Genomic DNA, 15,839 nt, shown 5'->3' on the forward strand with positions numbered 1-15,839 from the left:
TTCAGAAGTTTCACAACCAGAATTTTATGCTCGAAATACCAGGAAGAAATTATGCCGGTAGCATTTCGTTTGGATGCTAGTAGCATTCGTTTCAAATGCCAGTAGCATTTCGCCCGGATGCCAGTAGCATTTGGAGCGGATGCCAGTAGCATTTTTTTGTATGAGTACTAAACCGCACCTCGAACGTCTTACACATAATTATATTATAGTATAGTAAGATGAAAGACAGCAAATACCGGGGCGTTGTAGTCCCCATGATTACCCCCGTCACCGAACAGGGCGAGTTAGACATTCAGGCAGTAGAGAAGATTATCGAGCTTTTTGCCAAACATGGCGTTTCTCCCCTACTGATGGGAACCACCGGCGAAGGCAATTCCGTTTCGCCCCAGCAAGGCTATCTCTTCGTTAAAACAGCAGCGGCAACGGCGGCGGCAAGGTGCCGCGCCCAGGTTTCCATGCGGGAGGGGGCAGCGTGCCCCGGCGAGGTTCCAATGCTGATCTATGCCGGACTGAATGGCTGTTGCGTAAGCGAACATATCCGCTCGGCAAATCAATATCACCAACTCGGGGCAGATGTAATCGTAGCCACCCTACCCAGCTACTACGCCTTGACCGATGAGCAAATATACAACTACTACAAAACCCTGGCCGATAACATCACCGCTCCGTTGATGCTTTACAACATCAAAGCAACCACCCACATGAGCATCCCGGTAGAAGTCGTAAAACGTCTCAGCAACCACCCCAACATCGTAGGGCTGAAAGATTCCGAGCGCGACCTGGAACGTATGGAAGCCTGCCTGGCTATCTCTAAAGACAACCCGGACTTTGCCTACTTCTGCGGATGGGCAGCGCAATCGGCCAGTAGCGTACTGAATGGCGCAGATGGTATCGTGCCCAGCACCGGCAACTTCACCCCCGAACTGTTTGCCGAACTATACGACGCTGCCGTTTCCGGCGATGCCGGCAAAGCGAACGACCTCCAAAAGAAAACCGACGAGATTGCCCGCATCTATCAGGAAGGACGCACGCTCGGCCAGTCACTTGCTGCCCTTAAAGTAATGATGAATACCCAAAAGCTTTGTCAGCCCTGGATGCTCGCTCCTCTGACCCGCCTGTCGGCCGAAGAAGAAAAAGAAATTATAGGTAAAACAGCCGGCATATAATAAAAACCCATTAACCCTTATACAACTACCATGAAAGAACCACTTATACACTGGGTCGACCTCAGTATCGTTATCATATCCGTCATCGCTGCCATAGGCGTTGGGTTATACTTCTCGCGCCGGCAAAAGAGTACAGACAACTACTTTGCCGGAGGACGCAACATTCCCGCATGGGCCATCGGCATGTCCATATTCGCCACACTGATTAGTAGCGTAACCTTCCTGGCCTATCCCGGTGCAGCCTACGCTTCAAACTGGATACTGCTTGTACAAGGACTCATGGTGCCCGTTGTGCTGATTGCCCTTGTCGGAGTCATCGTGCCCCTGTTCCGCCGGGTCATCAAGCTCAGCACCTACGAATACTTTGAACGCCGCTTCGGACTGTTTGCCCGCATATACAGCTCGCTGGCATTCATCCTTACGCACTTCTCTAAAATGGGAACCGTATTCTTCCTCGTAGCTATGGCACTGGCACCCTTCCTGGGCATTGACATATACACCGTTATCATTGTGCTCGGAATCGCCATCATATTGCTCACCCTGCTTGGCGGTATCGAAGCCGTGATCTGGATGGACGTCATCCAGGGCTTTATGCTGATAGCCGGTGGAGTGGTCTGCGCGCTAATCCTCCTCTTCAAACCCGAGGGAGGCCCGTCGAGCGTTATCGCCACAGCCAACGAGTTCAACAAAATCAGCTTCGGCCCCTACGATTGGGACCTTACCCAACTCACATTCATCGTCATGGCGCTGAACGGAATCTTCTATGCCATCCAGAAATACGGCACAGACCAGACCATCGTGCAACGCTACCTCACGGCGAAGGATGATAAATCGGCCAAGAAAGCCGCCTACATCGGTGTATTCCTGAGTGTACCCATCTGGACGCTGTTCATGTTTATCGGTACCGGACTGTTCGCCTTCTATCACATCACCGGTGCAGCCCTGCCCGACGGTATCAAAGCCGACGAGGTATTCCCTTACTTCATGGCCACCGAATTGCCGGTCGGTGTGGTAGGATTGGTAGTGGCCGCTCTTGCCGCCGGTGCCATATCCAGCCTCGACTCCGACATGAACTGCCTGGCAGCCATCGGCGTGGAAGATTATTACGTCCGCTTCAAACCGCAAAGCACCGACAAACAACGGCTTCGCCTGGGACGCATCCTGGTTGCCGTATCGGGTATAGCATCCGTCGGTATAGCCATGATCTACGCCTATTGGGGTGGCGAAGGCGTGCTCGGCGTGGTGTTCGAACTCTATGCCATCTTCTCGGCAGGCATCGTGGGGTTGTTCTTATTGGGACTGCTCAGTCGCCGCGCCAACAAACAAGGATTGCTTGTGGGTATCATCGTTGCCGTACTGTTCACCGCCTATGCCATGCTCACCTCGACCAAGTTCGACTTTGGCGACGGACTGGGCAAACGAGTACTACTCGACCTGGGCGATCTGAACTTCAAGCACCATAAATATATGTTGGGAGTTTACAGCCACATTATTGTATTTGTAGTCGGCTACTTTGCCAGCTACTTCTTTAAAACACCGCTTGCCGATAAAGACCTGACGATCTACGGGTATTTTGAGAAACGGAAAGCCTCACCCCAACCCTCTCCAAAGGAGAGGGAGCAAGACAGATAGTCCGTATAATACATCAAATGAATAAATAAAAAACAATATGAATATACAAAGTAATAATACCAACCCTTCTCCCTCTCCTTTGGAGAGGGCTGGGGTGAGGCTAACCCTTTTACAACCACAGAAAGTCGTATTCGGCACAGGATGCATCAGCCAGTTCTGCGACGATTACCTGCAACTAGGACTCAAGCGGTTATTCATACTCACCGCCCCTCCTATCTTCCCACTAATCAGACCAACCGTAGAGAAGCTCGCCGAGAACGGCGTAAGCATCCTCATCTACGACAAGATATTACAAGAGCCAACCATCAAAGACTTCTACTTCGTCCTTGAGCAAGCCCGCACATTCAACGCCGATAGTGTGGTTGGTATCGGCGGAGGCAGCGTACTGGACACCTCCAAGCTCATCGCCGCCCTTATCGAAAGCGATCAGAAGGTAGAAGACATCTTCGGCACCGGACTGCTTAAAAGCCGCAAACGCTGGCTGGCCTGTTTGCCCACCACTGCCGGAACCGGAAGCGAAGTATCGCCCAACGCCATCCTGCTGGACGAGACGGATAAACTCAAGAAAGGAATCGTTAGCCCTCACCTCGTTGTCGATGCCGCCTATCTTGATCCGCAACTTACCGTAACCGTTCCGCCTAAAGTGACTGCCGAAACCGGAATGGATGCCCTAACGCATTGCATCGAGGCATATACCAACAAGTTTGCCCACCCCATCATCGATATGTATGCCCGGAAAGGCATTGAGCTGATTGCCGCTAACCTGCTCCGCGCCGTAAAAGACGGGAAAGACATCGAAGCCCGCGAAGCCCTGATGCTGGGAAGTTATTACGGAGGCATCTGCCTCGGCCCGGTGAACACGGCTGCCGTACATGCGCTATCCTATCCGCTTGGCGGAGAGTTCCACATCTCGCACGGATTGGCAAATGCCATTCTGTTGCCTTCTGTTATGCGTTTCAACCGCAACTCGGATGTGCGTAAGTTTGCAGACATTGCCGTGGCATGCGGTGTACCCGCAGGAGCAACCGAGGAAGAAACAGCAGAGAAAGGGGTGGACTTCATCACTCAACTGTCTAAAGATTGTGGCATACCAACCCGGCTTACCGAGATCGGTATCCCAGAAAATGCAGTCGGCCGCATGGCCGAAGCCGCGATGCAAGTGCAACGCCTATTGAAGAATAATCCGCGGGAAGTGACAACGGAGGATGCACGTGATATTTATAACAGTCTATATTAATCCTGTAGGGGCGGTTCGCGAACCGCCCAATACGCAGAATACACAGATAACCATTTTCGGGCGGTTCGCGAACCGCCCCTACAAGTCATTATGAAACCAACACTAGCCATTACTATGGGCGACCCCGCAGGCATAGGACCTGAGATCGTGGTTAAAGCCCTGAACCTACAAAGCACCTACAAAAAGTGCAACCCGTTGGTGGTAGCCGATGCCGCCATTATACGCAAAGCTGTTAAAGCAACCGGACTCGCTTTAGAGATCCATCCGGTAGACAATGTTTCCGACGCTCGCTTTCAATACGGAACGATTGATGTTTACGACCTCAAATATACCGATTTGGATAAAGTAGAATACGGCAAAGTATCTGCCCAGGCAGGCGATGCTGCCTTCCTGTCTATCCGCACGGCCATCGAACTGGCCATGAATAAAGAAGTTGACGGAACGGTTACGGCACCCATCAACAAAGAAGCCCTTAACCTGGCGGGACACCATTTCGATGGACATACCGAGATCTACGCCCACTTCACCGGAACCAAGAAGTACGCCATGCTCCTGGCGGATGAATTCCTGCGTGTTATCCACGTATCCACCCACGTATCTCTGCGCGAAGCGTGCGACCGGGTAAAGAAAGACCGCATCATCGACGTCACCCAACTCATTGCCGATGCCTGCCGGCAGTTCGGCATTGAAAACCCACGCATCGGTATCGCGGGACTCAACCCGCACTCCAGCGACAACGGGCTCTTTGGCTGGGAGGAAGAAAAAGAAATCATCCCTGCCGTAAACGAGCTGAAGGACATGGGCTATAATGTCGACGGTCCTGTGCCGCCCGACACGCTTTTCGCCAAAGCCAAGTGTGGGCAGTATGACGGTTGTGTGGCTATGTACCACGATCAGGGGCACATCCCTTTTAAAGTCGTAGGCTTCAATTGGGACCCTGTGACTGGACAAATGAGCAGCGTACAAGGGGTAAACATCACCCTCGGGTTGCCGATCATCCGCGTATCGGTTGATCATGGTACTGCCTTCGATGTAGCGGGGAAGGGAATAGCCAGTCCCGATGCCATGCTACTGTCCATTGATTACGCCACGCGCATGGCCCCGAGGCGGGACGGCCAGGTTTAAGTTTAAAATACAGAAAGCATGCAGCATTCTAACTGTCAACTATCAACTGTCAACTGTCAACTGATCGCCGTTGCCGACGATATCACCGGAGCGGCTGAGATTGCCGGTATCGGACTACAGTTTGGGCTTCGCGTAAGCCTTATCATGTATATGGGAGACGAGTCGGTCGAGCTTTCCGAGCCGTGCGATCTATTGATCTTTGCCACAGACACCCGTTCGATGAGTGAGTTGGAAAGCGTACGCGAAACGGATCGGCTGTGCAAGCTGATTACAGAAATGGGGTGCACCCAGATATTCAAGAAGACCGATTCCGCCTTACGGGGACACATTCTGGTCGAGCTTACGGGATTGATGCGTGCAACCGGGAAGAAGCGTGCCCTACTGCTCCCACAGAATCCAAGCAAAGGACGAATCATATCAGACGGAAGATATTACATCAACAGCGTGCCATTGCACGAGACTCCCTTTGCGCATGATCCGGAATTCCCGGCGAAGTCGGCCAACGTCTCAGAACTTTGTTACGGTGCCAGAATGCTTCTTCCCGAGAAGCGTATAAAAAGAAATGGTATATATATAGCAGAGGCGGCTACACAGGAAGAGGTTATGCAACAAGTTGCTAAGTTAGATGAAAATGTACTACCGGCAGGGGGAGCAGACTTCTTTACCAGTTATCTTCTATCCAGAGGTTATGTTCCAAAAGATAAACCCATGTTCAACGGATTGGGAAATAACAGTGCCCTGATCGTCCTGGGAAGTACCGCCAGGCATCCTATTATGGACTTTCCTTATATTCGGCGACGGGCCACGCCAGTCCATAACACGCCGCGTCTCCTCTTCTTCAGGGAAGCACCAAAGCAATGGGTCGGGAAAATCGACAAAGCATATGCCAGCCATCACTCGCTGATCATCTACACCAATCACCCTCCCATGAAGGGAAGGGAGTTTGCTGTGAACCTCAGGGAACATGTAGGAAAAGTCGTTCAGAGTCTATTGTCCGAACATCAGCCACAGGAGCTTATTATTGAAGGGGGGGCAACGGCTTTCTCGATACTCAAGCGGCTGGGATGGAAGGTATTTTGTATACAATGCGAAGTTGCACCGGGAGTGATCCGGATGACTCCGACCGGAAAGCCGGAAACAACGGTCACCCTTAAACCGGGAAGTTATCCTTGGGGGGAGTTGTTTAAATAGTGGTAATTACAGACACAACGTCCTTGCGAGTCGCCACTATATTAAAATATAGAACTATTTGTAATGACAATATCCACCCCCTGCCCCCGCCAGCGGGGGATACCTGCGGCATCGTATCCCCCGCTGGCGGGGGCAGGGGGTGGATATTGTCATTGCGAGGGGACAAGCTCCTCACAAGGACGTTGCTGCTAGTTAAAGCTTTTCAGATTTCCCTCAAGATCGTAGCGGAAAGTGAATGTTGTTCCGCCGTTCTCTGGTTTCATCATGATAACGATATCTGTTTCAGTGGCAGCATCATTATCCGGAGTTTTCAGGAGCGCCATATTCAATGCAGCATTCTCTATTTGTTTTTCTTCCGCCAGTTTCTTTCTGGATTGCTCGATTAGTTCACCCACCTTCTTCAGGTCGAACTTACCACCCAATTGGAACATAAACTCTTCCGGTTTTGAATCACCTTCAATTTCCAGCGTCACCTCGGCAGTGTTATTCCAGTTAGTATACGAGTTGTACACCCACTCCTGCATTTTCAGCGATGCCGGATCATTGGTTACCGTTACGTTGAATCCCAGTCCCGATCCATGAGAATTGCCCGGAGTGAAGTTGATTGCTATATCCGTGTAATACGCATCCGCACCAAACTTTGCTTTAAAATCTTCCTGTAGTTTTGCGAATCCCTCTCCATCCTGAGAGTACTTAGAAGGGTTTGGTCCACACGATGTTACTAAACACAATGCCATAAGAAGGCACACAACGCTAAAATACGTCCTTTTCATAATCTAATAGTCCTGTTTTAATAATTAATAAATAGTTTGTCTGCCTGCAAATTTAAGAAAAATAAGCAAATAGCAGTCCGCAATTCATAGAAAGATGGAACAATAGAAATAGGATACTTTCTCATCGGCTTTCAGCTATATAGCACAGCCGTCCCGAGAAACTTTCTCAAGGCAAATGAGAAACTTTCTCAGCATGAATGAAGTACTTTCTCAGAACCAGCCAGAAACTATCTCACAGTAAAAGCAAAACAAGCATTGGCACACCGCCTAATCAAAGAGTTCTTGCAGAACATCCAGTGACTTTAAGTCATGAAAACCAGGAATATGCAGACGATAATATTCATGAATGATGGCAAGGCACCGGGCACGGTCTGCACGGTTCATACCAAAGAGATGCATCGTATCATAGTTCATACGCATCAGCCGGGTGATGCGATAAGACTCTTCGGGGTTTACAAAGAAAGAATGCTTATAGGGCTTCAGCGGAGTAAAACCGGCATTAAGCAGATCGAAATAATCGCCCCGGCTGTAATCCTCGAGGTTGGGATACAATCCCAGGAAACGGGAGAGGCGCATAAGAAAAACCAGGTGAAAGTTGGCAAAATCGACCGTGCACTCGTCCAACCACTCAATAGAATGCCGCAGGTAAGCAAACAAAGGCGCATTCTCCCCCTCCTCCTTCACCGCCCGGTACAGAAACTCGGCCAGAAAAAGCGCAATGGCCGACTTATACGGATGGTAAGGCACCGAATGAAACGGATAGGCTTTCACCTCTTTTATACGATACAAACTGGAAGTGGTACGAAAATCGGCCTCCAACTCTACAATAGATAAAGGTTGGAAGAGCACCGACTTCACCGCCGATCTGCGCGACCGGGAAGCCGGAACCAGAAAAGAAGTCCGCCCGTGCAACTCCGTATATATATCGACGATATTGGACGTATCGCTATACTTCAGCGCGTGCAGAACAATACCAATGGTCTTTTGCAACATAAAGATGGCTGTTGTTTGACGGGCAAAGATACAGTACATTTACCTGATAATCAATACATCTCAATGCCAAATAGAAGAAAAAACACAAAAAACCTGAAAATATTTCCTAAGAATGTTTTGGTAATTCAAAAATAGTCCCTACATTTGCATCCGCAATCGAGAGATAATCACGGTTTGATAGCGGAAACGCTTGACTTACTGGCCCATTCGTCTATCGGTTAGGACGCCAGATTTTCATTCTGGAAAGAGGGGTTCGATTCCCCTATGGGCTACAAATATAAAAATAAACGAATTAAAACAGATTAGTCGAGATGGCAAATCACAAATCATCACTAAAGAGAATCAGACAAGAAGAAAAGAGAAGACTTCACAACAGATATTATGCAAAAACAATGCGTAATGCTGTAAGAAAACTTCGTGCAACTTCAGAAAAGTCAGAAGCAGCAGCTTTGTACCCAACAGTTGTTAAGAAAATCGACAAGTTGGCTAAGGTGAATATTATTCACAAAAACAAAGCAAACAACTTAAAATCTAAGTTGGCTATCTATATCAACAAACTAGCGTAAGAAGTAAATCTTTTGTAGATTATATATTTACGAAGACCGAACTTTTCAGTTCGGTCTTTTTGTGTTTTATTCAATTACTGCACAAAAGCCAAAAAGGACTAAAACCCCGAAATTAAAGAATAGAAAAGTTCCTTTTATGGAAAGATTTTCGTATATTTGCTTAGTTATTTTAATAGGAAAATAAATTATGAGCGAAGAACAAGTTACCAGCAACAACGGTACATATTCAGCCGACAGTATCCAGGTACTCGAAGGCTTGGAAGCGGTAAGAAAACGCCCCGCGATGTACATTGGCGACACTGGTTTAAAGGGACTGCATCATCTGGTTTATGAAGTGGTGGACAACTCCATCGACGAAGCACTGGCCGGATATTGCGATCATATCGAAGTTACTATAAACGAAGATAACTCCATCACCGTTCAAGACAACGGACGTGGTATCCCGGTAGACTTCCACGAGAAAGAACAAAAATCTGCACTCGAAGTAGCCATGACCATACTTCACGCCGGAGGTAAATTCGACAAAGACTCTTATAAAGTTTCCGGAGGTTTGCACGGCGTGGGTGTATCCTGTGTAAATGCACTGTCAACACACATGACCACCCGTGTAGCACGCAACGGAAAAGAATATCAGCAGGAATACGAAATCGGTAAACCACTATACCCCGTTAAGGAAATCGGTACCACCGAACATAGAGGCACACGCCAGCACTTCCTGCCCGACCCGACCATCTTTAGCGTAACCGAATACAAGTACGAGATCCTGGCGACCCGCCTGCGCGAACTCGCATACCTCAATGCAGGGATTACCATTACACTAACAGACCTTCGTCCACACGAAGACGGTTCGACGAGAAGCGAAATATTCTACTCAGAAGAAGGTCTAAAGGAATTTGTACAATATATCGACTCTACCCGCGAACACCTGATCAATGATGTAATCTACATCAACACAGAAAAACAAGGTACTCCGGTAGAAGTCGCCATCATGTACAACACCTCGTACGCAGAAAACATTCACTCGTACGTAAACAACATCAATACCATCGAAGGAGGTACGCACCTTGCCGGTTTCCGCCGTGCACTAACCCGTACATTGAAGAAATACGCCGAAGACTCTAAAATGCTTGAAAAGGTAAAAGTAGAAATCGCCGGCGATGACTTCCGCGAAGGGCTGACAGCCGTAATCTCCATCAAGGTAGCCGAACCACAGTTCGAAGGACAAACCAAAACCAAGTTGGGCAACAACGAAGTAATGGGAGCCGTAGACCAAGCTGTAGGTGAAGCACTAACCAACTATCTGGAGGAACACCCAAAAGAAGCAAAGATGATTGTTGACAAGGTAATTCTTGCAGCAACCGCACGCCATGCAGCACGCAAAGCACGCGAAATGGTACAACGCAAATCGCCCATGTCGGGTGGCGGACTACCAGGCAAGCTAGCCGACTGCTCGGACCGCGACCCGGACAGATGCGAATTATTCCTTGTCGAAGGAGACTCCGCAGGGGGTACAGCAAAACAAGGGCGTAACCGCGCATTCCAAGCCATTCTTCCGCTTCGTGGTAAAATCCTGAACGTGGAAAAAGCCATGTACCACAAAGCACTCGAAAGTGACGAAATTCGCAATATATACACAGCCCTTGGAGTTACCATCGGAACCGAAGAAGACAGCAAGGCAGCAAATATCGCAAAACTGCGCTACAAGAAGATCATTATCATGACCGATGCCGACGTCGATGGATCGCACATCGACACACTGATCATGACATTCTTCTTCCGCTACATGCCCGAACTAATCCGAAACGGATACCTGTACATCGCTACTCCTCCACTCTACCTTTGCAAAAAAGGTAAAACAGAAGAGTACTGCTGGACAGATGCACAACGCCAGAAATTCATCGAAACCTATGGCGGCGGCTCCGAAAGCGGCATCCACACCCAACGCTACAAAGGTTTGGGAGAGATGAACGCCACCCAGCTATGGGAAACAACAATGGACCCCGATAACCGTATGTTGAAACAAATCCAGATTGAAAACGCAGCAGAAGCAGATTATATCTTCTCCATGCTAATGGGCGAAGATGTAGGACCACGCCGCGAGTTCATCGAAGAAAACGCAACGTACGCCAACATCGATACTTAATCCAGACATTATTGTTTTTTTAAAATAACCAACCTCACATCTTACGTCAAAATGCTGCTACCGGTTCTACCGCGTAGCGGCATTTTGTTCTTTAATAGGTAGGATACTTAGTAGACGATTTATCCAAACTAGAGCACTATTTATTCATTTAACTAACCGCCAAGTACTTATACCGCGTTTTTTACTATATTTGTTTTCTGCAAAACCAGATCTTTATGAAACGCACATTCCTTATATCGGCCTTCGCACTCATTGCATCCATTACACCCATTGCCCCATCGCATGGGATGACCCAGCCAATATGCGACATCAACGAATACACCATCAAAGATGGTCTGGCACAAAGTATAGTCACCGGACTACTTCAGGATAAAAAAGGGTTCATGTGGCTCAGCACCTGGGACGGGCTCAACAAGTTCGACGGATACACCTTCAAGAAATATAAATCCATGCCGGGCGATGGCTCTACGCTAATCAACAACCGCCTGCAAAGTATTGCCGAAAGTCAATACAACGACATCTGGTGCCTCACCTACCTATCGAGAGTATACCTGTTTGATAGTGGTACCGAGAAGTTCATTGACGTTCTCGGCCCCCTCGAAACCGAAAGACAACAAGCCTACGTCGCCAGAAAAATAAGATCACTAGCCAAAGGAGTTGCATGGATTCTATGCGACAACGGATATTGCTTTCGGATAGATGAAAAGGAGATCAAACAAGGCGCAGGAATCACCATATACAGCACGTTCAATAACACCATCAAAGGTGAAAACGTTTATAACGTATATCAGGATGCAGATGGCGACGAATGGGTGCTAACCAACAAAGGAGCAACAATTGTAGGTCAGAAAACGATAAATAGCGACTTCCCATTCCAAACCGTTACCGAAGTTAATGGCGACATCTGGTTGACCCGCCCAAACGGGAAGCTGGCCAAATACGACAGAAAGACCTCAACACCTCAATTCATTGAGATGCCCCCTTACCTGAACCGCATAAATGATATTATTGTTTTAGACGACCATACCCTGGCCATCGGCAGCAACGAAGGGGTGATCTTGTTTGACACACAGAAGAGCACATTCAAACAAATCAGTGTCTTAACCAACACCCAAAAGAACAATTATGTGACACAACTCTCCAAAGATCGGTTTGGCGAAGTATGGGCGTTCACACAAGAAAAAGGAGTGACCCGCATAAATTTAGAAAACAACGAGATTCAACACTTCTACACACCGCTAGAAGAAGCCATACATTTCGAGCGCGAAAACGTTCCACGTGTTTTTGAAGATGCCATTGGTGTACTTTGGGTTTTACCGCGCGATGGAAACCTGAGTTATTATAACCGGGATACAAAAGAACTGGAATACTATTACACCAACCCCAATGATCCGCAATCGGTTTTCCAGCCCCACATGCGTCATTTATGCATAGATAGGCAAGGTAACGTCTGGTTCTCATCCCTTAGAGGGGTAAGCCGGATGTCATCTTCTGCCAAAAACTATGAACAGATAGACATGGACCGCGATATGGACATTCGCGCTTTCCTGCGCGATAGCCAAAACAACTTCTGGATAGCATCCAAAAGTGGAAAAATACGGATATTTGATAAACATAAGAATTTCAAAGGCTATCTTTCAAGAGATGGAAAGATTACACAAGGTGCAAATAGCTTCCAACACAGCGCCTATTGTTTTATGGAAGACAGAGACGGAAATATCTGGATTGGTTCGCGATACAACGGTATCTATCTACTAAAGAAAAATAAAGGAACAGAGTTTGCATATACCATCTCGAACTATGCACACGACCCGGAAGATCGTAATAGCCTGAGTAGCAACAGTGTTTACTCCATCTATCAAGACAACAATAAGCAAATCTGGATAGGGAGTTATCTGGGAGGAATCAACCTGGTCAACTATGACGAACAAAACAACATACATTTTATACATTACGGAAATCAACTCAAAAACTACCCATCGACATACATGTTGAAGGTTCGGTATATTACTCAGATCGGCGATAGCATAATGATGGCAGGAACAACAGATGGCTTGCTAACGTTTTCATCGGATTTCAACCATCCGGAAGAAATCAAGTTTTATCGTAATTTCCGGAAACCGGAAGTAAAAAACAACATCAGCAGTAATGATGTGATGCAAATATTCGTAAACCAAAAGGAGATATACCTGATTACGTTTTCGGGAGGAATCAACAAAATAACATCCAACAACCTGCTATCCGAAAACATTGATTTTAAAGCATATACAGAACAAAATGGACTAATCTCAGATCTGACACTATCTATGGTAAAAGACCAGATCGGCAACCTGTGGGTAGTATCGGAAAATGGACTAAGTCTGTTCGACCCCGTTCATGAAACTTTTGAAAACTACGACCGGCAATTCCTACCCGAGAATGTATACTTCTCCGAAGCAATCCCGGGAGTACTGGCCACAGGACAAATCGTGTTCGGCACCAATCATGGTATATTGGAAATCATGCCAGATAAGATTCACAAAAGTGATTATGTGCCTTTGATTGTTTTTACCAATATGAGAATACATGGCTCAGACTTGTATCCCGACATTGACAATCAGGAGAAAATAGTACTTAGTCCAAAACAAAGAAATATCACTTTGCGATTTGCCGCGTTAGATTTCAGGAATAGTAATGAAATCAGTTACACCTACCGCTTGAAAGGGTTGGAAGATGAATGGAACAATGTAGATAAAAACCGGTCGGCCAGTTATCTCAATATCCCTAAAGGCACATACAACTTCGAAGTCAGGTCAACAAACAGCGACGGGGTATGGGTAGAAAATACACGTACGCTAACCATAGAGGTGTTGCCCACTTTCTGGGAAACAGCATGGGCATGGGCACTATACTTCACCCTCTTTATCATGCTAACCGGGACAATTGTGTATGTACTATTCTACATCTACCGTCTGCGTCATCGTATAAATATGGAGCAGCAATTGTCGAACATAAAACTACGCTTCTTCACTGACATCTCACACGAGCTACGTACTCCACTTACACTCATCTCCACTCCTGTAACCGAGGTGTTGGAACACGAACCTCTTACACCGACAGCACAAAAACACCTGTTGCTTGTACAGAAAAACACGAACCGTATGCTCGAACTAATCAATCAGATACTGGATTTCCGGAAAATACAGAATAAAAAGATGAAAGTGCTGGTGGAAGAAACCGAGGTAAGCGAGCAGTTACACAAGATCGCAAGCTGTTTCCAACATATAGCCAAAGAAAAACACATAGAGTTTGACATACCCAACAGTACGAAATCACAATATCTATGGGTTGACAGAGATAAATTTGAGAAGATATTCTATAACCTTCTTTCCAATGCATTCAAGTATACCCCATCGGGCAAGAAGATCACCATAGAAATTACAAACGAGCCCGGACATATTACCATCTCTGTTATTGACGAAGGCATAGGCATCCAGCCTCAGAAACTCGGAGTATTATTCCAACGCTTCGAAACATTAGCCAATCGCAATATGCTTCAGGCCTCATCCGGCATTGGGCTTTCGTTGGTTAGAGAGCTGGTAGAACTGCATCATGGTAACATTGAAGTAACAAGCGTACCGGATAAAGGAAGCGCATTCAAAGTTAAATTCCCAACAGGGAACGAACACTTCAAGAGCGATGAACAAGCCGAGTTCATTCTCTCGGATGACATACAACAAACTGAGATACAAAACGATAAAACCCAAACAACAACCCTCCATCATCTTCACGATGAGATTGATGAAGAAAGGGAGTCAATAAATTCGTCACAAGACAAACTATCCGTCCTGATCGTAGAGGATAATGATGAATTGCGTAAATTCCTGCACACCATCCTGTCTCACCAATATAACATACTGGAGGCTACAAATGGGCAAGAAGGATTAAACAGTGTAATACAACACGTTCCCGATCTGGTGATCAGCGATATCATGATGCCTGTTATGGATGGGCTGGATATGGTAGGACATATAAAAAAGAACATGGACATTTGCCATATTCCTATCGTGCTATTATCCGCCAAATCTGCCCTGGACGACCGTATTAAGGGGTTGGAATATGGAATAGATGACTATATAACCAAACCCTTTAGCGCTACTTACCTTAAAACAAGAATCAACTCGCTGCTCAAGCAACGAAAGCTTTTACAAGAAAGATATTTGGCAGCTTTCACTGATAAGCAGGGTTTACCATTAAATATCTCTCCATCTGAACCACAAATCACCCCATTCGATGAGATCTTTTTAAAGCAAGCTGTGCAGTTTGTAGAGGATAATATAGACAAGACAGAGATGACAATTGACGATTTTGCCAATGCTCTGAAAGTAAGCCGGACGGCTTTTTACCGCAAATTAAAAACAATTGTAGGGCTAAGTCCCGTAGATTTTATACGAGAAATCAGGGTGAAGCGCTCGGCACAACTCATTGATTCCGGAGAATACACTTTCTCGCAAATTGCCTATATGTGTGGGTTTAATGACCCAAAATACTTCACCAAGTGCTTCAAAAAGAAGATGGGAGTAACCCCCTCAGAGTACAAGGAAAGCAAGATATTGCGCAATTAATCCACAAGGGACACCAAAAATTCCACAATATGAAGTAACGTTTTGCACAACGTTACTTCATACAATAAGTAAGCTCTTAAAAGTGCATAAAAGCGCTCCAAAACAACATCACACCAATAGAACAAAAAATACCCTCTTTAGGATAAATCATACTCCATACTTTTATCCTTTTTTACGATTTTTGCATAATCGTTAACCTGAAGTCTTCGAAGCTTCTGATACCTGTTTTTTCGCCGTTGATAGAAAAGTAATATTTAGTTCTAATTGAACTAGGCGATCAAAAAGTCACCAAAAGCGCATAAGAAGAAAAAGATGCTAGAAAAAGAAAGAATTGCAAAGAGAACAAAATAAGCCCATACAGTGGCCTATGGCTACTATAAGGGCATTTAATGAAGAGAGTTCAATTAGA

10 protein-coding genes and 1 tRNA gene are annotated in these 15,839 nt (G+C 46.6%); 9 read left to right on the plus strand and 2 right to left on the minus strand.

All coding sequences use genetic code 11. The features are described 5' to 3' along the window. Positions 1–218 precede the first annotated feature (218 nt). The 5 genes from D0T87_RS00145 (at position 219) to D0T87_RS00165 (ending at position 6,351) form a co-directional block, all read left to right on the plus strand. Positions 219–1,166: a dihydrodipicolinate synthase family protein gene (locus tag D0T87_RS00145; RefSeq protein ID WP_163171643.1), complete on the plus strand. Its 948-nt coding sequence runs from the start codon at positions 219–221 to the stop codon at positions 1,164–1,166. 30 nt (positions 1,167–1,196) lie between these two features. Beyond that, positions 1,197–2,798 (plus strand): sodium:solute symporter, encoded by a 1,602-nt coding sequence (locus D0T87_RS00150; protein ID WP_163171645.1) that lies wholly within the window; start codon positions 1,197–1,199, stop codon positions 2,796–2,798. Between the two features lie 37 nt (positions 2,799–2,835). Beyond that, positions 2,836–4,035 (plus strand): iron-containing alcohol dehydrogenase, encoded by a 1,200-nt coding sequence (locus tag D0T87_RS00155; protein WP_163171647.1) that lies wholly within the window; start codon positions 2,836–2,838, stop codon positions 4,033–4,035. 90 nt (positions 4,036–4,125) lie between these two features. Further along, positions 4,126–5,160, plus strand: coding sequence for a 4-hydroxythreonine-4-phosphate dehydrogenase PdxA (pdxA, locus tag D0T87_RS00160; RefSeq protein ID WP_203558567.1), 1,035 nt, complete (start codon positions 4,126–4,128; stop codon positions 5,158–5,160). 18 nt (positions 5,161–5,178) lie between these two features. After that, the gene (locus tag D0T87_RS00165) at positions 5,179–6,351 is read left to right on the plus strand and encodes a four-carbon acid sugar kinase family protein (RefSeq protein ID WP_163171649.1); all 1,173 of its coding nucleotides are present in this window, start codon (positions 5,179–5,181) and stop codon (positions 6,349–6,351) included. 188 nt (positions 6,352–6,539) lie between these two features. Here D0T87_RS00165 and D0T87_RS00170 read toward each other — a convergent pair whose 3' ends face one another. Continuing rightward, complete coding sequence (locus D0T87_RS00170) at positions 6,540–7,124, minus strand: hypothetical protein (RefSeq protein WP_163171651.1); 585 nt, start codon at positions 7,122–7,124, stop codon at positions 6,540–6,542. A gap of 267 nt (positions 7,125–7,391) precedes the next feature. After that, positions 7,392–8,117 (minus strand): DNA repair protein RecO, encoded by a 726-nt coding sequence (recO, locus tag D0T87_RS00175; RefSeq protein ID WP_163172252.1) that lies wholly within the window; start codon positions 8,115–8,117, stop codon positions 7,392–7,394. 200 nt (positions 8,118–8,317) lie between these two features. Between recO and D0T87_RS00180 the strand changes: the two genes are divergently transcribed. The 4 genes from D0T87_RS00180 (at position 8,318) to D0T87_RS00195 (ending at position 15,430) form a co-directional block, all read left to right on the plus strand. Beyond that, positions 8,318–8,389: transfer RNA gene (locus D0T87_RS00180), tRNA-Glu, on the plus strand. Positions 8,390–8,428: 39 nt separating this feature from the next. Next, positions 8,429–8,683 (plus strand): 30S ribosomal protein S20, encoded by a 255-nt coding sequence (gene rpsT / locus D0T87_RS00185; protein ID WP_163171653.1) that lies wholly within the window; start codon positions 8,429–8,431, stop codon positions 8,681–8,683. A 187-nt stretch (positions 8,684–8,870) separates the two neighbouring features. Further along, entirely contained in the window at positions 8,871–10,826 is a 1,956-nt protein-coding gene (gene gyrB, locus D0T87_RS00190) for a DNA topoisomerase (ATP-hydrolyzing) subunit B (protein WP_163171655.1), read from the plus strand. Positions 10,827–11,041: 215 nt separating this feature from the next. Next, the gene (locus tag D0T87_RS00195; protein WP_163171657.1) at positions 11,042–15,430 is read left to right on the plus strand and encodes a hybrid sensor histidine kinase/response regulator transcription factor; all 4,389 of its coding nucleotides are present in this window, start codon (positions 11,042–11,044) and stop codon (positions 15,428–15,430) included. Positions 15,431–15,839 lie beyond the last annotated feature (409 nt).

The sequence above is a fragment of the Bacteroides sp. 51 genome, assembly GCF_010500965.1.
GTDB lineage: Bacteria > Bacteroidota > Bacteroidia > Bacteroidales > Bacteroidaceae > Bacteroides.